22 protein-coding genes and 1 pseudogene are annotated in these 24997 nt (G+C 67.0%); 13 read left to right on the top strand and 10 right to left on the bottom strand.

What is annotated here, in order from left to right; genetic code table 11:
* The first annotated feature begins 16 nt into the window (after window positions 1–16).
* Entirely contained in the window at window positions 17–1672 is a 1656-nt protein-coding gene (locus tag ACJEIK_RS01095) for a hypothetical protein (RefSeq protein ID WP_409431785.1), read from the top strand.
* Here the strand turns inward: ACJEIK_RS01095 and ACJEIK_RS01090 are convergent.
* The 5 genes from ACJEIK_RS01090 to ACJEIK_RS01070 form a co-directional block, all read right to left on the bottom strand.
* Complete coding sequence (locus tag ACJEIK_RS01090; protein ID WP_244602397.1) at window positions 1638–3107, bottom strand: sugar transferase; 1470 nt, start codon at window positions 3105–3107, stop codon at window positions 1638–1640. The genes ACJEIK_RS01095 and ACJEIK_RS01090 overlap by 35 nt on opposite strands.
* Window positions 3108–3450: 343 nt before the next feature.
* Entirely contained in the window at window positions 3451–4233 is a 783-nt protein-coding gene (locus ACJEIK_RS01085) for a type VII secretion target (RefSeq protein ID WP_409430891.1), read from the bottom strand.
* Window positions 4234–4276: 43 nt separating this feature from the next.
* Window positions 4277–5170, bottom strand: coding sequence for a hypothetical protein (locus ACJEIK_RS01080; RefSeq protein WP_135357734.1), 894 nt, complete (start codon window positions 5168–5170; stop codon window positions 4277–4279).
* Window positions 5171–5197: 27 nt separating this feature from the next.
* Complete coding sequence (locus ACJEIK_RS01075; protein ID WP_064861095.1) at window positions 5198–7582, bottom strand: EspA/EspE family type VII secretion system effector; 2385 nt, start codon at window positions 7580–7582, stop codon at window positions 5198–5200.
* Between the two features lie 79 nt (window positions 7583–7661).
* Window positions 7662–8849, bottom strand: coding sequence for a glycosyltransferase family 4 protein (locus ACJEIK_RS01070; RefSeq protein WP_064861096.1), 1188 nt, complete (start codon window positions 8847–8849; stop codon window positions 7662–7664).
* Window positions 8850–8906: 57 nt separating this feature from the next.
* Here ACJEIK_RS01070 and ACJEIK_RS01065 point away from each other — a divergent pair, with 57 nt between their 5' ends.
* The 3 genes from ACJEIK_RS01065 (at window position 8907) to ACJEIK_RS01055 (ending at window position 11587) form a co-directional block, all read left to right on the top strand.
* Window positions 8907–9665 (top strand): class I SAM-dependent methyltransferase, encoded by a 759-nt coding sequence (locus ACJEIK_RS01065; protein WP_061006844.1) that lies wholly within the window; start codon window positions 8907–8909, stop codon window positions 9663–9665.
* Window positions 9666–9720: 55 nt separating this feature from the next.
* Entirely contained in the window at window positions 9721–11193 is a 1473-nt protein-coding gene (locus ACJEIK_RS01060; protein ID WP_163692837.1) for an aldehyde dehydrogenase, read from the top strand.
* 172 nt (window positions 11194–11365) lie between these two features.
* Window positions 11366–11587 carry a hypothetical protein gene (locus ACJEIK_RS01055; protein WP_061006832.1) on the top strand — a complete coding sequence of 74 codons (222 nt, stop codon included), beginning with the start codon at window positions 11366–11368 and terminating at the stop codon, window positions 11585–11587.
* A gap of 441 nt (window positions 11588–12028) precedes the next feature.
* Here ACJEIK_RS01055 and ACJEIK_RS01050 read toward each other — a convergent pair whose 3' ends face one another.
* Window positions 12029–12826: a crotonase/enoyl-CoA hydratase family protein gene (locus ACJEIK_RS01050; protein WP_133425816.1), complete on the bottom strand. Its 798-nt coding sequence runs from the start codon at window positions 12824–12826 to the stop codon at window positions 12029–12031.
* Between the two features lie 151 nt (window positions 12827–12977).
* Here ACJEIK_RS01050 and ACJEIK_RS01045 point away from each other — a divergent pair, with 151 nt between their 5' ends.
* Together ACJEIK_RS01045 and ACJEIK_RS01040 are read left to right on the top strand one after the other, a co-directional pair.
* Window positions 12978–13112, top strand: a complete 135-nt coding sequence (locus ACJEIK_RS01045; protein ID WP_272868753.1) for a hypothetical protein — start codon at window positions 12978–12980, stop codon at window positions 13110–13112.
* Complete coding sequence (locus ACJEIK_RS01040) at window positions 13109–13744, top strand: TetR/AcrR family transcriptional regulator (RefSeq protein WP_133425815.1); 636 nt, start codon at window positions 13109–13111, stop codon at window positions 13742–13744. The genes ACJEIK_RS01045 and ACJEIK_RS01040 overlap by 4 nt, the downstream gene beginning before the upstream one ends.
* Here ACJEIK_RS01040 and ACJEIK_RS01035 read toward each other — a convergent pair.
* The gene (locus ACJEIK_RS01035; RefSeq protein WP_409430890.1) at window positions 13741–14268 is read right to left on the bottom strand and encodes a dihydrofolate reductase family protein; all 528 of its coding nucleotides are present in this window, start codon (window positions 14266–14268) and stop codon (window positions 13741–13743) included. The two genes, ACJEIK_RS01040 and ACJEIK_RS01035, sit on opposite strands and share 4 nt — an antisense overlap.
* Window positions 14269–14326: 58 nt before the next feature.
* Here ACJEIK_RS01035 and ACJEIK_RS01030 point away from each other — a divergent pair.
* The 4 genes and pseudogenes from ACJEIK_RS01030 to ACJEIK_RS01015 all read left to right on the top strand — a co-directional run.
* Window positions 14327–15439, top strand: a pseudogene (locus tag ACJEIK_RS01030) (acyl-CoA dehydrogenase family protein); the annotation flags it as partial.
* Entirely contained in the window at window positions 15416–16453 is a 1038-nt protein-coding gene (locus ACJEIK_RS01025; protein ID WP_409431784.1) for an acyl-CoA dehydrogenase family protein, read from the top strand. The pseudogene ACJEIK_RS01030 and the gene ACJEIK_RS01025, both read left to right, overlap by 24 nt.
* Before the next feature lie 88 nt (window positions 16454–16541).
* The gene (locus tag ACJEIK_RS01020; RefSeq protein ID WP_409430889.1) at window positions 16542–17027 is read left to right on the top strand and encodes a hypothetical protein; all 486 of its coding nucleotides are present in this window, start codon (window positions 16542–16544) and stop codon (window positions 17025–17027) included.
* A 54-nt stretch (window positions 17028–17081) separates the two neighbouring features.
* Window positions 17082–17552: a hypothetical protein gene (locus ACJEIK_RS01015; protein WP_409430888.1), complete on the top strand. Its 471-nt coding sequence runs from the start codon at window positions 17082–17084 to the stop codon at window positions 17550–17552.
* A 6-nt stretch (window positions 17553–17558) separates the two neighbouring features.
* On the opposite strand, the gene ACJEIK_RS01010 is transcribed toward ACJEIK_RS01015, so the two are convergent.
* Window positions 17559–18344, bottom strand: coding sequence for a crotonase/enoyl-CoA hydratase family protein (locus ACJEIK_RS01010; RefSeq protein ID WP_409431783.1), 786 nt, complete (start codon window positions 18342–18344; stop codon window positions 17559–17561).
* A 147-nt stretch (window positions 18345–18491) separates the two neighbouring features.
* On the opposite strand from ACJEIK_RS01010, the gene ACJEIK_RS01005 reads away from it, so the two are divergent.
* Genes ACJEIK_RS01005 through ACJEIK_RS00995 form a run of 3 tightly spaced genes read left to right on the top strand, consistent with a single transcriptional unit; the run spans window position 18492 to window position 22086 of the window.
* On the top strand, window positions 18492–19235 hold the full coding sequence (locus tag ACJEIK_RS01005) for a lysophospholipid acyltransferase family protein (protein WP_409431782.1): 744 nt from the start codon (window positions 18492–18494) through the stop codon (window positions 19233–19235).
* Window positions 19236–19289: 54 nt separating this feature from the next.
* Window positions 19290–20861 carry an acyl-CoA ligase FadD12 gene (gene fadD12 / locus ACJEIK_RS01000; RefSeq protein ID WP_409431781.1) on the top strand — a complete coding sequence of 524 codons (1572 nt, stop codon included), beginning with the start codon at window positions 19290–19292 and terminating at the stop codon, window positions 20859–20861.
* On the top strand, window positions 20851–22086 hold the full coding sequence (locus ACJEIK_RS00995; protein WP_409430887.1) for an alpha/beta hydrolase fold domain-containing protein: 1236 nt from the start codon (window positions 20851–20853) through the stop codon (window positions 22084–22086). Before fadD12 ends, ACJEIK_RS00995 begins: the two co-directional genes overlap by 11 nt.
* Window positions 22087–22301: 215 nt before the next feature.
* Here ACJEIK_RS00995 and ACJEIK_RS00990 read toward each other — a convergent pair whose 3' ends face one another.
* Both ACJEIK_RS00990 and ACJEIK_RS00985 read right to left on the bottom strand, forming a co-directional pair.
* Window positions 22302–23720, bottom strand: coding sequence for a WS/DGAT/MGAT family O-acyltransferase (locus ACJEIK_RS00990; protein ID WP_409430886.1), 1419 nt, complete (start codon window positions 23718–23720; stop codon window positions 22302–22304).
* A 47-nt stretch (window positions 23721–23767) separates the two neighbouring features.
* Entirely contained in the window at window positions 23768–24991 is a 1224-nt protein-coding gene (locus ACJEIK_RS00985) for an alpha/beta hydrolase fold domain-containing protein (RefSeq protein ID WP_409430885.1), read from the bottom strand.
* Window positions 24992–24997 lie beyond the last annotated feature (6 nt).

Here is a 24997-nt window from a genome sequence, read left to right as displayed (position 1 = left end):
CGCTTTTCGTCGTGCCCTGCCGGCGCTGTACGCGCTGGGGCTGACGCTCGCTGTCACCGCGCCGCTGCTGGCGCCCGGTTATCTTCTGCTACGTGACGCGGTCTCGACGCCGCGGTCCTACCTGTCCGACGCGGCCCTGGGCTTGTCCGAGGCCGCGCCCCGGGCTCTGCCGCAGGACTTCTTCCTGGCCGTGCTCTCGCCCGTCGTCGACGGCGGGTTGCTGGTCAAGGCACTGCTGATCCTGGGGCTATGGTTCGCCGGCTGGGGCGCGGCGAAGCTGGCCGCTGCCGTTCTGGACGCCGGTCTCGGCGGGCAACTGGTGGCCGTCACCATCGCGGTGTGGAACCCCTACGTCGCCGAGCGGCTGCTGCAGGGGCACTGGAGCCTGCTGGTCGGCTACGGCTGCCTGCCCTGGGTCGCCCTCTCGAGTGATTTGTGCACGATTATCCGCGGTGAGCGCGAACAATCGTGCACAAATCGCTGGAGCCTGGCGTTCTGGATCGCTCTGGCCGGGCTGACGCCGACGGGTCTGCTGCTCGCGTTGGTGGTGGCGCTGGTGTGTTCGCGGACCTGGCGCGGCGTCTGGGTGACGCTGGCTGCCGCCGTCGGAGCCGCGCTGCCGTGGCTGGTGGCGACGTTGGTGGCGCGCGCGGTACTGCCGGTGGCGAGCGCGGGTGTGCCGGCGTTCGCGGCGCGGGCGGAGCCGGGACTCGGGACGCTGGGCAGCCTGGCCGGGCTCGGCGGCATCTGGAACGCATCTGCGGTACCGGCGTCCCGCACGACGCTGTGGGCGCTGGTCGGGACGGTGGTGCTGCTGGCCGTGGTGGCCTGCGGTGCCCGGAAGGCATGGTCCGTCGCCGCGGCGCGGCCGCTGCTGGTGCTCGCGGTCGTCGCCGTGGTGGTGCCCGCGCTGCTGGCGACCGATGCCGGGTCCGCGTTCCTCGACTGGCTGATCCGGACCGTGCCCAGCACCGGTGTACTGCGCGACGGGCAGAAGTGGGTGGCGCTGGCGATGCCGGGCTATGCCCTGGCCGGGGCCGCCGCGGTGGCGGTGCTGCGGCGCTGGCTGCCAACGGCTTTCGCGGCGGCGGGCTGCTGTGTGGTGGTGCTGGCGGCGCTGCCCGACCTTGCCTGGGGCGTCGGCGGCCAGCTGCGGGCGGTGCAATACCCGGCCGGCTGGTATTCGGTTGCAGCCCAGATCAATTCCGACCGGAAGCCCGTCGCGGTGCTGCCGCCCGACGTGATCCGGCAGTTCCCGTGGGCCGGACCCTCGGCAGTACTGGACCCGCTGCCCCGGTGGGTTTCCGCCGACGTGCTGGCAACCGGAGACCTGGTGATCGGCGGCCGGACCGTGCCCGGGGAAGGCGTGCGGGCCCGGCGGGTGCAGGACCTGCTGCTGCGGGGCGCCGACGTGCATCAGTTGGCCGCGGCCGGGGTCGGCTGGGTGGTGGTGGAGGGCGCGGCTCCCCCGCTGTCCCTGCCGATTGCCTATCGGGACAACGACATTGCGTTGTACCGCGTCGGTGGGACGACGCCCGCGGCATCGGGACGCGCGCTGCTGATCGCCGCACACGTGGTGTGGCTGGGCATGCTGATCGGCGCCCCCGCCGCGATGGCCGTTCAGCGGTGGCGGGGCCTCAGTACGCCCCGTCGCCGCGTGCCACCACGCTGATGGTCTTCAGGATGATCCCCACATCGGTGAGCATCGACCAGTTGTCGACGTACGAAAGATCAAGGCGCACAGCCTTGTCCCACGTGAGGTCGGACCGTCCGCTGATCTGCCACAACCCCGTCACACCCGGTTTGACGAGCAGCTTGCGCCTGATGTCACCGTTGTAGGTCTCGACCTCCCGGCGCAGTGGCGGCCGGGGGCCGACGACGCTCATGTCCTGCTTGAGCACGTTGATGAACTGCGGGAGTTCGTCGATGCTGTAGCGGCGCAGGACCTTTCCGACCATCGTCACCCGCGGGTCCTCACGCATCTTGAACATGACGCCGCCGGCCATCTCGTTCGACGGCAGCAGTTCGTCGAGACGCTCCTCGGCATCGACCACCATGCTGCGGAACTTGATCATGGTGAACGGCTCGCCGTCCAGCCCGATACGTTCCGAGCGGTAGAACACCGGGCCTCGGCTCGTCATCTTGATGGCGATGGCTGCGAGCACGAGCAGCGGCGCCGTCCCGATCAGCGCCGCCAGCGCGAATCCGAAGTCGAACGCCTTCTTCAGGAAACTCTTGGCGCCGTGGTACTGCGGCTTCTCCACGTGCAGCAGCGGCATGCCGGCCACCGGCCGCATCGCCAGCCGCGCACCGGCCACGTCCAGCAGGCCCGGCGACACCACCAGGTCGACGTCGGACGCCTCGAGTCGCCAGGTGAGCCGCTGAATTCCGGCGACACCGAAATGTTCGGCGTCGGTCAGCGCCACGGTATCGGCGGCGCAGCGGTCGCCGAGGGCACCGAGGGCGTCGTTCTCGTCGCCGAAGATCGGGATCACCCGATCACCGATCCTGATGACGTCACCGCGCGCGTCCGGATCGCCCGGGATGCCGGCGCCGACCACCACGTAACCGTCGCCCGGATCGTTCATGAGCTCGGTCGCCAGGACCGCGATGGCGTCCCGATCACCAATGGCGAGAACAGATGTCAGGCATTCACCCGCATGCCGGCGCGCACGAACCCGGCGCCGCCACAGCTTGCGTCCGATGAGCAGGCCGATCGTGCCCAGCGGGAATGCCAGGGCCAGGTAGCCGCGCGCGATCTCGAGCCGCGCCAGCAGCGCCACGATCGCGATGACCCCGAACGTCCAGAACGACGCGGCGACGACGCGGCGATACTCCTCGATGCCGCAGCCGAGGATCGACGCGGAGCGGGCGTGATGCAGGGTCAGGACGCCCAGCCACAGGCAGGCCAGCGCCAGCGAGTACCCGGTATAGAGCATGGAGGCCGACGGACCGTAGCCCGCTCCGCCGAATCGGACCCATTGCGCGAACAGCATCGCCAGGACGATGGCCGCGGCGTCGGTGATCAGCACGCGACGCGCGTAATGCGGCTGCCAGACCGTGCGTGAATTCGAAAGCCGGGTGAGCCCGAACGTCGAAAGCGTCATCGGCAACTCCACATGCTCAACTCCTCAGACCCGGTGGTACATCGATGGAGCGGAATATCCAATTACATTGAATGAGAACGGAGTTCGAACGCACTGCATCACCGGGCCCAGTTGCCTGGATCCGCAAAATGAGAGGGACACCCGAAAGCCGGAACCCGAAGGCGGCCCTCATTGCTATTAAATTTGACCTGGCCGTCAGTTTATGCGGCGAGGCGGTGTCCAACAGCAAAACGGCAGATTTGGATCCGAAAGATCCGCGATATCCGCGCGGGTTGCCGATCGCCGTACATACGGCGTCCAGAGTTGGGGCCCGCGAACGGGTCGCCGAGTTTGCAAGACGACCTCAGTCAACAGGCACGCGCGTCGGCGCAGGGCGAACCGTGGGCGCGCTCGGCTCGACGGGAGCCCGCCCCGCGCCGCTCGAATTGCCTTGTCCGGCTTGTTCTTGTTGCGTTGGGGGGCCGCCGGCTCCGTCGCGCTCTGCGCGCGCAGCCCGCTTGCGTTCCGCGTCATTGCGCTCGCGCTCGTCCCGTTCAGCGTCGCGCGCTTTGAGGTCCTTGCCTTGACCGGCGCTGCCGGCGGAAGCAGACTGCGATGCTTGCTGGGCAGCTTGGGCGATCTGCTGGGGGATCTGCTGCAGGCCTTGCGTCAAGCCCTGCAAAGGCTGGGTGACCGACTGCGCAAGCTGACCGACCTGCTGGCCGACCTGCCCCAAAATCTGGCTCATTTGGCCCATCATCTGTTGGCCCGTCTGAGCGCCAGGAGCGCCGCCAGCCGGTCCGCCCGCCTGGCCACCGGAACCATTTCCTTCCATCCCGCCCGTTGCGGCCTTGATTCGATCCGCCGCCTGCCGATCGCCGTCGGCATATGCCTTCGACGCGCGCTGCAGGCGCTCCGAAAACTTGTCAGCAGTCTCCGAGACGGCGCCGAAGACCTCACCGCGGCCCTCCAGCGCACTCGACAGTGCGGTGGAAACCGCCGACGACACGACCCCGTGGCTGGTGTCGACGCCCTTGCCGTCAGGCGCCCCAGCACCGAACAGACCTGACATACCCGAGGAGACATCGGCGTGCTGCTGGGCGTAGTTCAACAGGCCTGCGGGGTCTACTCGTAGTGGTTCGGTCATTATCTATCTCCAGATTGGTGGGCGACGTCCTCCGGTGGCGGGGTCATGGTCGGTCACCCGCTGGTAGCGGCCATCCTGGGACGGCGTCGCCGTGTGGAGGTGGCGCGTCTCTGAACCCGGTAATGATGGCTCGACGCTCAGCGGCGTTCTGCGGCATGACGGAGTTGCAGCGATTCTGCGGTTCGGGCTGGTCCCACCGCAACGACTGGGTGACGTCTTTTGGACCCCACCCGCCAAAACTCGCCGCAGTAATAAACCAGTTGCCGAAAACGTCGCGGTCGGGCGAGAACGCAGGCCCCTTCTGCGGAGTGGTGACATCAGCAGGAGCACCCGGTCCGACGCGCGGATCATGTTGAGTCAGCGTCACTCTAATAGGCTCAACGCCGAGATCTTCATCCTTGACTACACCATTATTCGGCTGCGCGGTCACTTCGTCCGCGTTCACCGACACATACTTGCCCGGATGCACACGACTAGCCGTGAAGTGGGGATAGGTCCCTTCGCACACGAGCGCCGCCCAGCCATCTCCGCTAGGAACAAGCTCCAGAAAATGACTGATGGTGTATCCGAAGTGCGCACGGGCGTCCTTCGGAGTGGTCGGGTACCCCTCGCCAAGGGGACGTACATACGTCTGTTGCAACAACTCTGCTTGTTTGAATGTCAAATTCTCCGGCGTCGCCCGCATGAAACCGGGATACACATTGTTCGCGTCCAGGGTGAATGTCGCGATGTCGTGGGCCTCCAAATACGCGCGAACCACCATCGCCGGACCAGTCGTCACATCAATACCCAATTCAGAACTCCACCGAAATCGAAAATTGTTGAGCAAGGTGGGCCAGTATTGAAACAGGCGCTTCTCTGTCGGCGCGGTTGAGTCAGCCTTAGGTTTCTGGTAATCAACACAGCCGGAAATCAACGTGACGACCGCGAGCATCACAACAATGAGTTTTGTGCCCCGTGTCATCTATGTCGCCCCGTAGACCGAACCCGTGTAGGTGGTCCAGTACGACTGCAAAAGATCGTTGATCGAGCCGGATTCCCCAATGGAATTGAGATACGCCACTACCTGATTGTGGTACCGGGAATACGCAGGGCCTCCATCATTCTTCGGTGGATGCAACTCACCGTCTCTGAAATATTCTTGCAACTTCGACATATCACCGGCGTGCGACTGCGCCAGCACCTCGGCCATGTGCTGCTGCGTGGGGAACGTTCCCGGAATGGTGACATTCGCCGCTTTTACCTCTTTCGGCTCCGGACCGATGATGTATTCCTTGCCGAGATCCATCACGTCCTTCGCGGCACCGCCGGGAGCACCGAATTGGTCGACACCCGCCCCCACAATGTCGTACAACTTCCCACGCAGTTGCCACGCGTCGTGCTGGGCTTGAAATGTGTTGTGCAGTCGGGAATTCGCTTCGTCGAAGCTCCCGAGATTCAGTGCTGCCTGTAGCCGACCTGCAGCCTGAGCCGAGAAATCATCTTTCGCGCCGCTTGGGTCCACTGCGGACAATGCCGCCTTGTCGAACATCTGATTGACGTCGTGCTGAGTGGCTTCGAAGACAATCTGGCTGGCCGTCTTTGGCGCGTTGGCGTCCACTTTCTGATCGGCCGGCGGGTGGTCGGACATCAGCACGCTCATGACGTGGCGGGTGTTCGTCGGTTCAGTCTTACTGCCGTCAGGCGGATCAAGCGGTGGGAACAATCCGTTGTTGCCACTGACGTTGTTGCCCACCATGTCGTCAAGATAGGGAGATAGGGCCCGCGCCCAATCTCGGGTCAGTTCGGGATTGACTTGGCCGAGGGATTGGCCCGGCGCGCTTTCCAAGTTGAGCAAATGATGCTTGTCGGGATCACTCATGTACTGGGCGAGAGCATGCGCCGTCTGCGCGGCACGGCCAGTGGAATCGTGTGCGGCAGTATCCCCAACCCAGTCAAAGAGGCCGCCCGCGGCCAACCCGTTGTCCTGCCACTGATGATTGGTGAGATTGTCGAGAAACTTATCCCCGCCGGGCCCGGCAACGGCGCCATGGATCACCATGTCGTCCTTGTTCAGGGCGTTGAACATGTTTTGCAGTGTCGGATCGACAGCGGCCTGATACCAATGGGCACGGTCGGCCTGTAAATCGTGGGCATTCGGGACAGCCCAACCATTGGACTGCTCGAGCAGTCGTTGACTCTGCGTCATCATGCCGGAGTCGAGGGCAGACCCGACCTGCAAATCTCGGTTGCCACTCTGGATGATGTTGGCGAGGTCATTGAGGCCCGCAGTCGGCTGGGATGGACCTATGAGCGGCGGCGGGCCGATCGAGCCGTCAGGCTTGTGCACTGGTTCGCCGTAGACCAGCGGAGTCAGGACAGGTCCGTCGAGCACCTTTTGGATGCCGTCCGGCAGTGCGTACTTTCCACCGCTGGACGGATGGTCAATTGACGGAGGTTGTGTCTCCGGCAGTCCCGTCTTGATGTTGGGGTTCGATGCGAGCTGAAAGACATCGGCAACGCTCTTGCCGTCGGGGCCGGATTTGTCCATGATCGCTTTGATCTCGGCCGGCGTCTTGTCGCCGAAGGCACGCGAGAATCCCTGGAGATACGCCATCTGGTCGGGCGGCATATTCAGTTTTCCGTTGTGCAGCGCGGCCTGTTGTTCGGGACTCAGGGTGGTGTTCTGCGTCAGGCGCTCGCGCTGTTCGGGGGTCAGCTGTCCGTTCTGCAGGGCATTGGCATCGTCAGCGCCCGTTTGAGCCGGAGATTTCTTGTCGTCCTTGCCATCCTTCTTGTCATCGCCGACGACCGAGTCCTTGCCATCCTTTTTGTCCTGATCGTCCTTTCTGTCGTCCTTCGGCGACAGCGGCAGATCGCCTTTGATGGCGTTATACCGCGTAGTGAGCACCTTGATGTCACCGGCGACGGCGTTCTGCTGCGTCACAGTCGACGTCAGGAGATCACTAACCTGCTTGAGTCCCTGGCTGGCGATGGGCTGCAACTGCATATCGGGGTTACGTCCCGCCGGAACCTGGGCTGCCATGTCCTGGACCCACTTACGGGTCTCATCAAGGCCCTGCCGCCCCTTGGTGACGATCTCGGCTGATCGATCGACAGCAGTACGCAACTGTTGGTCCAGGTCCGCCAGTCCGCCGAGGGCACGTCCTTGACTGGTGTTGGCGGTGCCATAAGCGCTGGATGCAGTACCGCGCCAGTTATCCCCCGGCGCAGCGGACTGCACGGTGGCCTGCATGCCACGCAATTGGGCGCTCTTGTCGAAATGCTCGCCGGTCTGCGGCGTACCCGTACCGAATGTGGCGTGCGCCCGCTGCCACACCGAATCAAACGCATCGAGCGCATCCCCCATACCGCCCTAGTCTATTCGGAGTCGACAACCTTCCGGACGGTAATTTCCCAGCTCAAGCCAGGCTCGCTCGCGACTCGGTTCAGACGATCCCGTTGACGAACTTGCCGTCCCGGACGGCCTCGGCAACCGTCAGCATCGCGGAAGCGCTTTGCGGCCACGAGAATTCGGCGGCCCGCACCTGCGCCTTGGCGCCCAGCTGATCGCGCAGGACGGCGTCGGTCAGCAAGGTCTCGAGCGCGGTGACCAGGCCGCGGTGGTCGTCGACCAGCAGGCCCGTGACGCCGTCGACGATCGAATCGGTCAGGCCGCCCGAGGACCGGTAGCCCACCGTGGGCACGCCGTGCTGCGCGGCCTCGATGACGGCCAGCGCCCAGCCTTCCTTGCGCGACGGCAGTGCGTGAACCCAAGCCTGTTGCAGCACTTCGTGTTTGGTGTCCTCGTCGACATGGCCGTGGAACGTCACCGCGGCACTGATGCCGAGCCGCCGGGCGTGCGCGACCAGGCGCTCGTCCCACCAGCCGCCGCCGACGACATCCAGACGCAGCCCCGGCACCAGGGGCGCCAGCAGCGCGACGGCGTCGAGCACGTCCTCGATCTGTTTGTGCGGCACCAACCTCGACAGCACGACGATGCGCGGCTCCGTCGCCCGGGGCAGCGACAGGGACGCCGCCGGAGCGAGGTCGACGCCGTTGCGCACGACAGCGATCCGCGAAGCGTCGACGCCCAGATCCACGAGGTCCCGGGCCGACGGCAGCGACACCGTCACGTACTGGTTGTTGCGGTGCAGCCGGGGCGAGAGCCGCGACTCCACGAACCACCCGAACTTGCTCATCACGCGCCCAGCTACCGGCCACTGGTCGCGGTGGCAGTGATGTACCAGCACCATCGCGCGCCGGCCGTAGGCCAGGCGAGCCAGGAAGGGGATGCCGTTCTGCGAATCGATCACCACATCCGGCCGGACGCCGCGCAGCGGGCCCAGCCCGACGCGGGCCAGCACCATCGCCAGCCCGGCCCAGATGTAGACCGACAGCCGGCCACCGCCGCGGCTGATCCGGATGCCGTCGACGACCTCGGTGCGCGACGCCCCGCGATAGCGGGCGGTCCGCAGCGTCACCCGCACGCCGGACTCCGCCAGCTGTGCGCCGATGCGCTGCAGATACGTCTCGCTCCCGCCACCCTGGGGATGGCCGGTGTCGCGCCAGCAGAGCAGCAGCACCGACCGGATCTCGTCAGGAGATCCAGCAGGCTGCTGGGGGTGGTCTGGCATCGAATGAAGGGTACCGGTCAGTAGGGTTGCGGAGTGAATCGCCGGGCAGCCAAACGACTGGTCACCACGCGTAAGCGGGCCACCCTCGCGCGCTCGATCCGACTGCTCGGCGAGTTCCGTTTCGAGCAGAGCGACCCGGCCCGCTTCTACGGCGGCCTCGCCAGCGACACCGTCGCGCTCGTGGACGGTCTGTGGCGCGACCTCAACGGCACCGCCCCCGACGGCATGACGGTGCTCGACGTCGGCGGCGGCCCGGGCTACTTCGCCACCGAATTCTCCAGCGCCGGAATGACATACATCGGCGTCGAGCCCGACCCTCGCGAGATGCACGCGGGTCCGGCCGCGCAACCCGATGGCGCCGGTAGCTTCGTGCGCGCCTCGGGCATGGCGCTGCCGTTCGCCGACGACAGCGTCGATGTCTGTTTGTCGTCGAACGTCGCCGAACACGTCCCCGAACCGTGGCTGATGGGCCGGGAGATGCTGCGGGTCACCCGGCCGGGCGGGCTGGTGATCCTGTCGTACACGGTGTGGCTCGGGCCCTTCGGTGGGCACGAGATGGGGCTGACGCACTACCTCGGCGGCCGGCGGGCCGCCGAGATGTACACCCGCAAACACGGCCGCCGGCCGAAGAACGACTACGGATCGTCGTTGTTCGCGGTGTCTGCCGCAGCTGGGCTGGAGTGGGCGCGCAGCACGGGGGCGCTGGTCGCCGCATTCCCCCGCTACCACCCGCAATGGGCCTGGCGTGCGACTTCTGTACCGGTGTTACAGGAGTTCTTGACGAGCAACCTGGTGTTGGTGCTCCGGCCCAGCTGAATGACCTAATTGGAACATGTTCTCGTTTGGCCGAAAACTCGGTAGTGTGACGGCCATGACACAGAGCACGGCTTTCAAAACCGAGTGGGATCAGCTGTTCATCGGCGGTCAGTGGACCGCACCCGCGACGTCGGACGTCATCGCGGTGCACTCCCCGGCCACCGGCGAGCTCGTCGGCAAGGTGCCGCTGGCCTCGAAGGCCGATGTGGATGCCGCCTGTGCCGCCGCCCGCAAGGCGTTCGACGAGGGCCCGTGGCCCAAGATGTCGCCGGCCGAGCGCGCCGCGGTGATCGCCGAGGCGTCGCGCATCATGACCGAGCGCGCCGATGAGCTGAAGTTCCTGCTCGCCGCCGAGACCGGCCAGCCGCCGAGCATCGTCGACATGATGCAGTACGGCGCCGCCATGTCGTCGTTCAACTACTACGCCGGCGCCGCCGACAAGTTCCAGTGGAGCGACATCCGCGACGGCATCTACGGCCAGACCCTGGTGACCCGCGAGCCCATCGGGGTCGTCGCCGCCGTCGCCGCGTGGAACGTCCCCTTCTTCCTGGCCGCCAACAAGCTGGGTCCGGCACTGCTCGCCGGCTGCACCGTCGTGCTCAAGCCCGCAGCCGAGACGCCGCTGTCGGTGTTCGCGATGGCGCAGGCCTTCGCCGACGCCGGCCTGCCCGAGGGCGTGCTGTCGATCGTGCCGGGTGGCCCCGAGACCGGCCGCGCGCTGACCGCCAACCCCGAGATCGACAAGTTCACATTCACCGGCAGCTCGGCTGTCGGCAAGGAGATCGGCAAGGTCGCCGCTGAGCGCCTCAAGCCCTGCACCCTGGAACTCGGCGGCAAGTCCGCGGCGATCATCCTCGAGGACGCCGACCTGGACTCCACCCTTCCGATGCTGCTGTTCTCGGGCCTGATGAACACCGGCCAGGCCTGCGTCGGCCAGACCCGCATCCTGGCCCCGCGGTCGCGGTACGACGAGGTCGTCGAGAAGGTGGCCGCCGGCGCGGCCGCCATGCAGGTCGGCCTCCCCGATAATCCGGCCGCCATGATCGGTCCGCTGATCAGCGAGAAGCAGCGCGAGCGCGTCGAGAGCTACATCAAGAAGGGTGTCGAAGAAGGCGCCCGCATCGCCACCGGCGGTGGCCGTCCCGACGGCCTCGATTCCGGTTGGTTCGTGCAGCCGACGGTGTTCGCCGATGTCGACAACTCGATGACCATCGCCCAGGAGGAGATCTTCGGCCCGGTGTTGGCGATCATCCCCTTCGACAGCGAAGAAGACGCCATCCGGATCGCCAACGACTCGGACTACGGCCTGGCCGGCAGCGTCTACACCACCGACATCCCGCGGGCCATGAAGATCGCCTCGCAGATTCGCACCGGCACCTACGCGGTCAACATGTACGCGTTCGACCCGGGTGCGCCGTTCGGCGGCTACAAGAACTCCGGCATCGGCCGCGAGAACGGCCCCGAGGGCATCGAGGCCTACTGCCAGGCCAAGAGCGTCCTGATGCCATTCGGCTACACCCCGGAGTAATACCACCTTCGTCCGGATGGCCACCCGCGCTTTGTCCTTCGCCCCTCGGGGGACTCGGCCGGGTGGCCATTCGGCTTTTTCAGCACCGGTTTTTTATCCCAGGCGAACCCCAGCAATCGCTGATACCGTCACGCCCGTCCGAAGGTCTGGCAAACAATCTGGGAGGAAACGTATGGCTGTCTCTGTAGATCTCGACAAGGCACTCGACAAGGCGTACGAGGGCAAGTCCCTCAAGGAAATCCTCGACGCATCGCCCGCCGCGCTGGCCGGGGTCAGCGACGCCGACGCCGAGCACCTCGCCGCGGCGTTCAACATCAAGACCGTGCGTCAGCTCGGTTCCAGCAAGTACTTCGCCGTCGCTGCCGCGCTCGTCGCGCTGGAGAACGCCGGCTAGTTTTCTCTGCGAACTGACGCAAAACTGCCCCTTTTCCTCGGAGAAGGGGCAGTTTTGCGTTCCCCCGAGCGGGAGTTCGTCAGTAATGCTGAGGGCCACGCGCCGAGTCCGGCTGAGCGCTGTGTCAGCCTCGGCTCGGTTTAGCGGATGCTAGCGGAAAGTACCTGGGTGCAATCGCGGTCGGGATCTGCCGACGGTTTCTGCATTCAGGGACGGCTCAAGCCCCTAAATGGTCCCTGGGTTCAATCACGGCGGCTAAATGCGCAGGGTGATTGACGCGACGTACTTGTCGGGAGGTTTTCGCGCCGAGCCAGCAGCAACCGGCCGGATCGCGGGAGTTGAGTGCGAACTGAGGTCGCAAAAGTACGCGTGGGCAGGTGCGTAGGTTCGCAGTCAACGCCATTTCTCAGTCGCGAGGCCGGCCTTCGAGTTGGACCGTGGCTACGCCCCCTGGAACTGAGCGGGGCGACGCTCGACGAAGGACTGCACGCCCTCGGCGGCGTCCCGGGTGGTGAACAATCGGGCGACTTCGGGTTGCAGTCGCTCGAACGCCGCGGCCTCGCCGGAACTGCGGGCCAGCTGCGCCGAGGCCAGCGTCGCGCGCACACCCAGTGGAGCAGCACGGTCGGAGAGGGCGTGCGCGATCTCGAGCGCCCGCGCGTGCGCGGCCGCAGCGTTCTCGACCACCTCCTGCACCAGGCCGATGCGGTGCGCCTCGGCCGCGTCGAACTCGTCACCCGTGAGCAGCCAACGCATGGCGTTGCCCCATCCTGCGTCGCGCGGTAACCGCACGCTGGCGCCGCCGAACGGGTAGATGCCGCGCAGCACCTCGATCTGGGCGAAGCGGGCGTCGGCGGCAGCGACCCGAATGTCTGCGGCGAGCAGCAGTTCGATGCCCAGCGTCAGGCACCGGCCCTGGACCGCCGCGACGACCGGCTTGGTCCACGGACCGTCGAGCCGCCAGGGATCGCGGCCGTCGGCGGGAAAAGGACTTTCCCCCGCAGCAATGGACGGCGCGACGTCGAGCAGGTCCAGGCCCGCGGTGAAGTGGTCGCCGTGAGCGACGAGCACGCCGGCACGAAGGCTCTCGTCGCGCTCCAACAGCCCGTATGCCCGGGAGAGGTCAGCCAGCATCGTGCGGTCGAACGCGTTGCGCTTGTCGGGCCGATCGAGTCCCATCACCAGAACACGTCCGTCCCGTTCGATGGTGACGGTCTGCAATACGGGTTCGGTCGTCATGTCAGCAGTGAACTCTCGATTCACAAATTATGCAAGAGACCATAGTTTTGATGGCATTTGGCCGCTGTAGCCACCCAATAGTGACCTGGAATACATTCTTTGGCCTCGTGCGGTCGGCGTTTTATGCTGAGTCCCATATCAAGGAGGCGCCATGTGGGTGGTCGAGGTCAACGTGAAGGGCCATCGCTTCACGCATACCGTCCTGGGTGCCAACGAGCGGCTGCGTGAAGCTGCGCGCGGCATGCAGGATCGGATGACGCGGCTGCGGAACCGGGTCACGCATTGACGTCAGCTGAGCCCGTCGCCAAGACGGTCAACAAGCGGGGCGCCACGCGGGAACGCATGGTGCGCAGCGCCGCCGCCGTGCTGCGTGAACGCGGCGCCGCAGGCGTGACCATCGACGAGGTGCTGGTCCGCAGCGGTGCCCCGCGCGGCTCGGTCTACCACCACTTTCCCGAGGGCCGCAGCCAGCTGCTGATCGAGGCGCTGCAGTTCGCCGGTGATGCGATCGCCGCACATATCGACGCGTCCGCCGCGTACGGCGGCATCGCCCTCGTGCGCGGATTCGTCACGTTCTGGGATCGCATCCTCGCCGACAGCGACTTCACCGCCGGGTGCCCGGTGGTCGCGGCAGCAGTCGGGTCGGGCGACGAAGCGCCGACCCTGACGCCCATCGCCGCCGAGATCTTCGATCGGTGGCGCACCGCGCTCGGACACGCCTTCACTGCCGAAGGCTTCAGCGACAGTGACGCGTCAGCGCTGGCGGTCACCTGCCTGGCCGCGCTCGAGGGCGCCGTGGTCCTGAGCCGCTCGTCACAGAGCGTCGAACCGCTGCACGACGTCGCCACTCAACTCGAATTCCTCATCAAGGCAAAGGCTTTCGTCAAGAACAACGGCCTGCCGACCGCCGGCAGTTAGCCTTCCGCGCGAGCCCAGCGCGCGCACACGAAGTCCCCGTTCACCGCGGACTCCAACAGCTTCCACTCCGAGCGCACCGGCAGCACGGGTGCTCCTTCGCCCAACGAGCACGGCGCGTAGGACACGATGAGTTCGTCGACCAGACCGGCCGTCACGAACTGCGCCGCGACGTCACCGCCCCCGACGATCCACACGTCACGCTCGCCCGCCGTCGCCACCAGGGTCGGAAGCAGTTGCGCCACATCACCGCTCACCGCCTGTACCGGATGGCCATCGACGACGACGTCCGACCGGGAGGTGAGCACCCACGTCGGTTGGGGATACGGCCAGGCACCCGGCTCGTGCTCGACGACCCAGCGGTACGTCGTCGACCCCATGACCAGGGCACCCACCGACTTCTCGAAGGCCTTGTAGCCGAACGGGCCGTCGACGTCGATGTCACGCGAGAGCAGCCAGTCGAGACTGCCGGCGGAATCGACGATGAAGCCGTCCAAGCTCGACGCGGTGTAGTAAATGGTCGCCATCGCACCGAGTATGCCGTGACCCACCGACATTCCGGCGCGCCGCGATTACTGTTGCCCGATGGACGATTTCGACGCTCTCCGCGCCGACGACGGTGACCTGGCCAAACTACGCGACGACCTGCGCCGCTTCCTGGCGGCGGACGCGGCGCAGTTCGGCTGGCAACCCGGCGTCGACTGCTGGCTGTCGAAGTGGGACGCCGACTTCAGCGTGCGGCTGGCTGCGGCCGGCTTCGTCGGGCTGACCATCCCCGTCGAGTACGGCGGCCGCGGGCGCAGCCACATGCACCGGTACGTCGTCACCGAGGAACTCCTGGCCCACGGCGCCCCGGTCGCCGCACACTGGATCGCCGACCGACAGGTGGCGCCCGCCCTCCTCACCTACGGCAGCGAGGACCAGCGCCGCCGCCTCCTGCCCCGAATCGCCTCCGGCACTCTGCATTCCGCCATCGGCATGAGTGAGCACGAGGCGGGTTCCGATCTCGCCGCCGTCACGACCAAGGCCACGCACACCGACAGCGGCTGGCTGCTCAGCGGCAGCAAGGTGTGGACCAGCGGCGCGCACCTGGCACACCAGATCGTGGTGCTCGCCCGTACCAGCCCGCTGGACCCGAAACATCGGCACGCAGGATTCAGCCAGTTCATCGTGCCGACCGATGCCCCGGGCGTCACCATCGAGCCGATCGTCCAGATGAACGGCGAGCACCACTTCAACGAGGTGCTGTTCGACGACGTCGTGCTGACGGATGCCGATCTACTCGGCACCGTCGGCGCCGGCTGGCATCAGGTGACGTCCGAGCTGGGTTTCGAGCGCAGCGGCCCTGAGCGCTTCCTGTCCACGGCCACACTGCTTTTCGCGCTCATCGCGGCCCTTGACCCGCGCACCGATGTGGGTGACCTGATGGCGCGGATGATCTCGCTGCGTCAGCTGTCCATCTCGGTCGCCCGGGCACTGACCGCCGGCCGGGACGCCGCGGTGTCCGCCGCGCTGGTGACAGACCTCGGCACGCGGTTCGAACAGGATTCCGTCGAGATCGCCGCGGAGTTGCTGGATCGGTACGACGGCCCCGACCGGCCGCGGCTACAGGCGATGCTGGACACCGCCCGCGTGCACGCACCGCTGTTCACACTGCGCGGCGGCACCAACGAGGTGCTGCGCGGCATCGTCGCCAAGAACTGGACCAAACAGTCTGCGGCCGAGCAGCATTCGGATGAGTACGCCGAATTGCGGGAACTGGCCGAGCAGATCGGCCGGACGGCCGCGCCCGCCCGGACACTGCCGCTGACGTTCGACGACGCCCTGTGGCGCACCGCCGAGGGTTCGGGACTGACCCGGCTCAGCAGTGACGCCGACGCCGGACCCGCCGCCGCGGCCGTCGTGCTGGGCACCCTGGCCCGCCATGCCGCCGCGGTGCCGATCGCCGAAACCGATGTGCTGGCAACATGGTTGGCCGCCGAAGCCGGCTTGAGCGTGCCGCAATCGGGACCGCTCGCACTGGCGCCGGACGGCGTCGCCACCTGGCCGCACTGCGGACCCGTGGTGGTGGCGGCGCGCAAGCCGGACGCCCTCTACGTCGCGCTGCGCGACACACCGGCACTCATCGACGGCGGACACAACTTCGCCGGCGAGCCCCGGGCCGCCATCGAATTCGACACCGCAGCAGCCGATGTCGTCCGGCTTCCGCTCGCGATCGCCGACGAGCTGACCATCCGCGGCGCGTGGTGTCGCTGCGTGCAGATCGTCGGCGCGTTCGACGCCGCCGCACAACTGACCGTCGCGCACACCGAGACACGCGTGCAGTTCGGCCGCCCGCTCGCGGCATTCCAGGCCGTGCAGCACTCGCTGGCCACGATGCTCGGCGAGATCGAGCGAGCCCGGGCCGCAACCACTCTGGCGGTCACGGCCGCTGCGCAATACGGTTTCGGCGACGACCGCACCGTCTACGCCACGACGGTGGCGAAGGTCGCCGTCGGCCGGGCCGTCGGCCCGGTGACGACCATCGCCCACCAGCTGCACGGTGCCATCGGCACCACGGCGGAACATCCGCTGTGGCGCGCGACGATGCGGGCCCGCAGTTGGGCCGACGAGTTCGGCAGCGCCAGCTGGCACGCCCGGCGACTGGCCGGCCGCACAGCGACAACCGGCCCATGGGATGTGACCGTAGGGCGCAGCCGAATCCTGTTGTGACCTAAGTCATTATCACGCCGAAAGTGGGTTCGATCCGCTTGTGACGGCGGCCATAGCGCTACCGGCGGTCCCGGTAAAAACTCGACACATGTCCAAGAAGAGTGGCGCTTTCGCCGCGTTGGCCGTCTGTGCCGCCCTGCCCGCCGCGGCCGTCGTCGCCGCGCCCGCCCAGGCCGCCGGCACGCATCGTCAGACCCTGATGTCGCGGGCCTACACCTGCGACCGGCAGCCGATCAACTACATGAAGTTCCGCTTCCCGGCCGTCCCGACGGCGGAGATCACCTCCGACGGGCGCACCGCCACCGCCCACATCGAGATGCTCGACGGTGCGCGCAACGCGCAGTACACGGTCCGCGTGATCCCGGCACCGCATGCCACCCTCGGCTGCCTGCCGGGCGACCCGAGCATCGGCACCGCCCCGCTGAGCACCGACGGCTGGGGCAACGGCAGCGCCACCGTCCAGCTGCCCGTCGCCCGTGGCACCACCGGCGTCTGGGTCGCGGTCGATCTGCCCCAGCCGCACTCGCAGAGCCCGGCCGAGTTCTACAGCAGCGACTTCGTCGCCTCGGTCTGACATTTGTTCGACCCCAGCGGCCGACGCGAACGATCTTCCCGGTAGAACAAACACATGCGCTACCGGGAGAACATGACGTCGCGGCGATTCGGTGGCCGTCAGGCCGCGGTGCTGGCAGCCGCGCTGCTGCTGGCCGGATGTTCGGCTGACAAGCAGCCGGCGCCGCCGACCACCTCGACGTCCAGCGCTCCGGCGCCGAGTTCGTCGGCAGCGGCCCCCAGCACACCCGAAGCCGGTGCGCCGCCGTCCCCCACCAGCCGTCAGCTCGACGGCGGCACCTGCCTACAGCTCACCGGCGCCGTGGTGAACCTGATGTCCGGGGCGTCCCCCGACGATGCGAAGGCCGCCGGCGACACCATCAACGGCTTCCACCCGCCGGCCGATGTGCAGGCCGCCGTGACGCACTTCGTCAAGACCAACGGCCTGCACAGCAGCGATCCCGACCGCAGCCAGTTCAGCCGCACGCTCAACAACTGGGTTGAGCAGCAGTGCCCGGTGCAGCAGCCGGAGAAGAAACCCAAGTAGCGAGGGTCAGCTACCGGTCCACTGCGGCGCGCGCTTCTCGGCGAAGGCCACCGCGCCCTCACGCGCGTCCTTCGACATGAAGATCGGGCCCAGGATGGCGCCCTGCTTCTCCCACTTCTCCGCGTCGGACCAGTCCGGCGACTCGACGATGATGCGCTTGGTCGCGGCGACGGCCAGCGGGCCGTTGGCGGTGATGCGCTCGGCCAGCGCCAGCGCGGCCTCCAGTGCGCCACCCGGCTCGGTCAGCTCGTTGACCAGGCCCAATTCGTGCGCGCGCGTCGCGGTGAGGTTGTCACCCGTGAGCGCGAGCTCCATGGCGATGGCGTAGGGGATGCGCTGCGGCAGCCGCAGCAGCCCGCCACCACCGGCGACCAGACCGCGCTTCACCTCGGGGATACCGAACGCCGACGCGTTGGAGGCGACGATCAGGTCGGCCGACAGCGCCAGCTCGGTGCCGCCCGCCAGGGCGTAACCCTCGACCGCCGCGATCAGCGGCTTGGCCGGCGGGCGCTGGGTCAGGCCGAAGCCGCGGCTCGAGATGATGTTCTCGCCTTTGGCGAAGGCCTTGAGATCCATGCCGGCACAGAACGAGCCGCCCGCACCGGTCAGCACGCCGACCGACAGTCCGGGGTCCTCGTCGAGGCGGTCCGCGGCAGCTGCCAAGCCATTGCTGACCGCTGAGTTGACAGCGTTCTTGGCTTGGGGCCGATTGATGGTGATGATCAGTATGCGGTCGCGCTGTTCGAGCAGGACGGCATCTTCGCTGGTGGCTTCTTCGGTCACGACGGTGATGCTAGCCACAGGGGATTGGCGTCCGGCGGTCAACCAGTGAATAATCGAAAATTAGAACGCGTTCTAGTTTTTGCCGCAGTCAGAGGAGAAACCGTGGCCAAGCTGCCCGAAATCACCAAATTCGACCCGGAGCTGACCGAGAAGGTCATGGGGATTCTCCGCCCGCTGCTGAAGGTGTATCACCGATCCGAGGTCCGCGGATTGGAGAACATTCCCCTCGGCGGCGCGCTCGTCGTGAGCAACCACTCGGGCGGCATGCTGCCCATGGACGTGCCAATCTTCTCGTCGCACTTCTACGACAAGTACGGCTACGACCGTCCCGTCTACACCCTCAGCCACGCCATGCTCATGGTCGGCCCGACCGCGGACTTCTTCAAGAAGACCGGCTACATCCTGGCCAGCCACGAGAACGCCGACGAGGCACTGCGCTCAGGCGGCCTCGTCGTCGTCTTCCCCGGCGGTGACTACGACGTCTACCGGCCGTCGACCGACGCCAACAAGATCGACTTCGACGGCCGTAAGGGGTACGTCAAGGCGGCGATCAACGCGGGCGTGCCGATCGTGCCGATGGTCGGCATCGGCGGCCAGGAGACGCAGATCTTCCTCACCCGCGGCGAGAAGATCGCCAAGGCACTCGGCCCCATCGCGCGTGCCGCCCGCGCCAAGGTGGTGCCGCTGTCCGTCGGCCTGCCGTTCGGCCTGTCCGCCGTGCTGCCCTTCAACGTGCCACTGCCGTCGAAGATCGTCATGCAGGTGCTGCCGCCCATCAACATCGAGGCCGAGTTCGGTGAAGAGCCCGACATCGACGCGGTCGACGCTCGCGTCCGCAAGGTCATGCAGGACGCTCTCGACGAACTCGCCGAAGAGCGGCGCTTCCCGGTACTAGGCTGACCGGCCGTGGGTATCACCGACAAGCTGGCCGCGACAGCCGGCCTGGTCAACACCATGGTCCGGGCCGGTGTCATCGCCCCGCTCCGTCCCGACAAGTACGTCCGGATCGCCGGCGCCATGGCGCGCGAAAACATGAGCGTCACTTCGGGTTTCGCGAGCTCCGCGCAGCGCTGCGGGAACCGTCCCGGCCTCATCGACGAACTTGGCACGCTGACCTTCAGTGAGCTCGACAAGCGCGGTGACGCGTTCGCCGCCGCCCTGCAGATGCTGTCGTCGGCCAAGGTCGTGGGCATCATGGCGCGAAACCACCGCGGCTTCGTCGACGCCTTGATCGGCGCGAACCGCATCGGCGCAGATGTGTTGCTGCTCAACACTTCTTTTGCCGGTCCGGCGATGGCCGAGGTCGTGGCCCGCGAGAACGTCGACGTCATCATCTACGACGAAGAGTTCACTGCGACGGTCGATCGCGCGCTCGAGGGCCGGACCGGCACCACGCGGATCGTGGCGTGGACCGACACCGACGACCACCCGCTGACCGTCGAGTCGCTCATCATCGACCATCTGGGGTTGCAGCCGCGGCGCACCGGCGAGAAGAGCCGGGTGATCCTGCTGACCTCGGGAACCACCGGAACTCCCAAGGGCGCCAAGCATTCCGGCGGCGGCGTGGACGCGCTGAAGGCGATCCTGGACCGCACGCCCTGGCGCACCGAGGAGACGACCGTCGTCGTCGCGCCGATGTTCCACGCCTGGGGCTTCTCACAATTGGTGTTCGCGGCGTCGATGGCCTGCACCGTCGTCACCCGCCGCAAGTTCGACCCGCAGGCCACCCTGGCCCTGGTCGACAAGTACCAGGCGACCGGATTGTGTGTTGTCCCAGTGATGTTCGACCGCATCATGGAACTGCCTGATCACATCCGCAACCGCTACAGCGGCCGCTCGCTGCGGTTCGCCGCGGCCTCCGGCTCGCGCATGCGCCCCGACGTCGTCACGTCGTTCATGGACCAGTTCGGTGACGTCATCTACAACAACTACAACGCCACCGAGGCGGGCATGATCGCCACCGCGACGCCGGCCGACCTGCGCGCCGCCCCCGACACCGCCGGCCGCCCGGCCGAGGGCACCGAGATCAAGATCCTGGACGCCGACTTCAAGGAGTTGCCGACGGGCGAGGTGGGCACCATCTACGTCCGTAACTCCACCCAGTTCGACGGCTACACCTCCGGTGCCACAAAGGATTTCCATCAGGACTACATGTCTTCGGGCGATGTCGGCTATCTCGATGCCGCGGGCCGCCTGTTCGTGGTGGGCCGCGACGACGAAATGATCGTGTCGGGCGGCGAGAACGTCTACCCGATCGAGGTGGAGAAGACGCTGTCCACCCATCCCGAGGTGGCTGAGGCCACCGTGCTGGGTGTCGACGACGAGCAGTACGGCCAGCGCCTGGTGGCGTTCGTCGTGCTGACCGACGGTTCAGCCGTCACCGAGGATGCGCTCAAGCAGCATGTGCGCGACAACCTGGCCAATTACAAAGTGCCACGGTCGATTACGGTCCTGGGCGAACTGCCCCGCAACAGCACCGGCAAGATCGACCGCCGCGAACTGAAGGCACTGGTCGATGGCGCGTAAACCGGTGACCCTGCTGCGGGCCGTCCTCGGACTCGTCAACGCCACCAACGCCGCCCGCCCGCTCGCCCGGTCCGGGAACCCCGGCATCGTCGCGTTCGCCTACAGCTGGCCCTCGAGCGAAGCGGCCGGCTTCGTGCTCAGTTCCTCGGTACTGCCCGCGATCCGCCGTGGCCGACGCGGCGATTTCTCGGGCACGAGCGGCCGAATCGCGTTGGGCATCAACGCGATCACGTGGGCCATCCTGGGCTACATTTTCGCCCGCAGCCGGAGCTCGCAGCCGGCGTTCGAGGAGCCGCTGACCGACGTGATCGGTCCGCGCAACCCGGCCGATCCGGGCGTCCCGCGCCTGCCCGGCATCGGGCGCACCATGTTGTCGCGCCGCAAATACAACAAGGACACCGTCAAGTACGGCCCGCACCGCGCCAACCTGGCCGACATCTGGCGCCGCCCCGACCTGCCGAGCAACGGCAAAGCCCCTGTGCTGCTCCAGGTTCCGGGTGGTGGATGGATGCTCGGCGATCGCCGGCCGCAGGCGTACCCGCTGATGGGCGCGCTGGCCGACCGCGGCTGGATCTGCGTGTCGATCGGCTACCGTGTCAGCCCGAAGCATCAGTGGCCGGCGCACATCATCGACGTGAAGCAGGCCCTGGCCTGGGTCAAGGAACACATCGCCGAGTACGGCGGCGACCCCGACTTCGTCGCCATCAGCGGCGGCTCGGCGGGCGGTCACCTGTCCTCACTCGCGGCTCTTACTCCCGGAGATCCCCAGTGGCAGCCGGGTTTCGAGGACGCCGACACCTCGGTGGTGGCCGCAGTCCCGGTGTACGGCCGGTACGACTGGTTCGGCTTCGAGGGCCCCGGGCGCGCCGAAATGATGCGGGCCCTGGAGCAGCTGATCATCAAGAAGCGGTACGCCAACGATTCGCAGGTGTTCCTCGATGCCTCGCCCATCAAGCGGATCGGCCCCGACGCCCCACCGTTCTTCGTGCTGCACGGCACCAACGACACGTTGATCGATGTCCAGGAGGGACGGGATTTCGTCGCCGCGCTCCGGGAGCAGTCGCCGGCGCCGGTGGCGTACGCCGAAATCCCCAACGCGCAGCACGCATTCGACATCTTCGGATCCGCACACGGTCACTACACCGCCGAGGCGATCACGCGGTTCCTGGAGTGGGTGCGGGCCGAGAAGGGGCATGCCACGGTCCCCGCGGACGGCGTGGGTTAGCCGACGGTCCTGCCGGTCGGCGCGGCGGGCAACGGTGCGCATAGTTGGCCGTGCACCCCAGCAGATCGCCACTCGACCTTTGTCTGCGCCCACGCACACTCAAACAAGGCCGGGTTTGACCGTGCACCCCAGCAGATCGCCACTCGACCTTTGTCTGCGCCCACGCACACTCAACGCCGGCCCACATTGACTGGGCGCCCTCACAGACCAGAAGCCTACTGCGCCATGGCGGTCTCGACGACCGTCAGCTCCTCGGAAAGCCCTGCGGCCCTGCGGATCTGCTTGAAGTCGTCGACCATGCCCGCGGTCACCTCGTGCGGATCGTCGGTGGTCGAGCCGTCGGCGAGCACCGAGATGTTGAGCTGGTCGACGTAGCTCCACACCGTGATGTTCAGGCCGCTGCCCGCGGTGAGCGGTCCGACCGAATAGATCTCGGTGACGGTCGCGCCGCCCACCTTGCCGACTTCCCGGGGTCCGGGGACGTTCGAGATGTTGAGGTTCAGCACCTTGTTCTGCCCGTCCTTGTTGGACAGCCGGCGGAACATGGACTCCATCGGCGCCGGCGGCATGTAGGCCGCCCACCGGGCGACGAGCTCCGGGCCGACCAGCTGGTGACTCTCCTTGGCCAGCAGGGCGGCCTCACGGGCCTGCTGGACGCGCTGCGCAGCGTCGTCGACATCGACCGGCAGTGCGATCAGCACGCCACTGAATCGGTTGCCCGAGATGCGATCCGGCGAGAAGTCGTAGCTCATCGGCACCGACGCCAGGAGCGGGTGATCGGCCTTGCCGTCGTACTTCAGCAGCAGCTCACGCAACGCACCCGACGACATGGCCAGCACCAGGTCGTTGATGGTGACGCCGAGCTTCTTGCTGGTCTCCTTGACGTCCGCGAGCGCCAAAGTGGCTGTGGCGAAACGCCGCTGGGGCGTGATCACGTGGTTCATGAAGCTCGGGGGTGGCGTGAACGGCCGGGTCAGTTCGGGCGACAGCTTGCGGCTGCTCTTGCGTACCCGCGCCATGCCGTCGGCGGTGTACTTCACGACGCCGGGAAAGCGCGCGATCTGCCGAAGGTGATCCGCGAACGCCGACCGGACGAGCTGACCGCGCGACGGCGCCGGATCGGTCACATACAGATCGTTGTCGCGTTGCGGACCCTCGGTGATGTCCATACCGAGGGCCAGCAGGTTGGCCGAGGCCACCCCGTCGGCCAACGCGTGATGGATCTTGCCGACCACGGCAACCCGCCCCTTTGCCAGGCCTTCGACGAGGTACATCTCCCACAGCGGCCGGCTGCGATCCAGTGGGGTACTGGCGATTTCGCCGATGGCCTCGTCCAGTTCGCGGCGACCACCCGGAGCGGCAACCCGCCACGGCCGCACGTGGTACTCGAGGTCGACCTCGGCGTGCTCGCGCCACATGGGGTGGTGGAACTTGAAGGGGATGTCGACGAGTTGGTAGCCGAAAGGCTCCAGCTTGTACAGCCGTTCGCGGAGCACGCGCCGGAATTCGTCGATCCCGAAGGTGCGGTCACCGAGGCCGGCCAGGTCGATGACGGCGATCTTGAGGGTGTGCATGTGCACGTTGGGCGTTTCCGAATACAGCAGGAACGCGTCCCACCCACTCAGTCGTTTCACTCGACCTCTCCTGCGCTTCGGGTCGGAACCTCGGCCGGTCGATCGGTCTAGACGACCTCTTCGACGCGATGCTGGTTCTGGTTCCGGCGAACCTCGTCGAGGAACAACCCTATGGCAGTGGCCATCGACCCCGTGCGGGCACCGTCCGTCATGTCGAAACCGTGTCCGGCACCGGGCAATTCGATGTAACTGACCATCGACGCGGACACCGCGCGCAGCTCGTGCACGAAGTCCCGCGCCTGCGCCACCGGGATGACGCTGTCGCCGCTGCCGTGAATGACCAGGAACGGCGGTGCGTCGCGGTGCACGCGCGCGATCGGCGAGGCCTGCCGGTAGATCTCCGGGTGCTTGTCGATGCGGCGCCGGACCACTACGCGCTCCAGGAAGTCGACGAACTCCTCGCGTTCCTTGGTGGACCGGTCCTCCCAGTCGTACCGGCCGTAGATGCCGACGACGGCGTCGACCGAAGTGTCGGCGCCCTCGGGCAGCTCGGCCTGCAGTTCGGGATCGCCCGCCGTCAGACCCGCCAGCGCGGCGAGGTGCCCACCGGCCGAGCCACCGGAGATCGCGATGAATTCGCGGTCGCCGCCGAATTTGTCGACGTTGGCCCGGGCCCACGCGATCGCGGTCTTGACGTCGGTGATGTGTTGCGGCCAACGGTGATTCGGGGCCACGCGGTAGTCGATGGACAGACAGACCCAGCCCTGCTGGGCCAGGTGGCTCATCAGGGCGTAGCCCTGCAACAGCCGGCTGCCGTGCACCCACGCCCCGCCGGGCAGGTAGATCAGGACCGGGGCCGGCTCGCTGGGCAGGTCGTCGGCGCGCCAGACGTCCAGCAGCTGTGACGGGCTGTCGCCATAGCGCACCGACGTGCGGTGCACCTGGCGCCGGTGTTCGCGCGCCCGCCAGAACGGCGGCGTGCGCTCGGGCGCCGGCCATTCGATGTCGAGTTCCTTGGGCGGCACGACGCCCGTCAGCGCGGCCCGGACGACCTCATTGGTGCAGTCGCGCTCGGCCTTGCGGATCTCGGCGACGCTGGGAGTGAACAGCGCCTTCGACGTCGGCGCCCAGAAGCTCGGCACGTGCCGCATGCCCCAGAGGGTCATCGCGGTGGCGCCGCCGAGCGGCTCGAGACTCTTGCCGATCACCGGCAGCGACGCGGCAGCCGTGGCCATCGCCAACAGATGATCGGAGGGCTTGGCAGCCATAAACCAGCGGAGCCGGGTCGCCAAGGACGGACTGTGGTCGACGTTGACCTGTTGAGCAGTCATTTCGCG

Origin of the sequence: Mycobacterium sp. SMC-16, from assembly GCF_046250085.1 — a bacterium.
GTDB lineage: Bacteria > Actinomycetota > Actinomycetes > Mycobacteriales > Mycobacteriaceae > Mycobacterium > Mycobacterium phocaicum.
The sequence above is the reverse complement of the archived record's forward strand: the minus strand, read 5'-3'. Positions and strand labels throughout refer to the sequence as shown.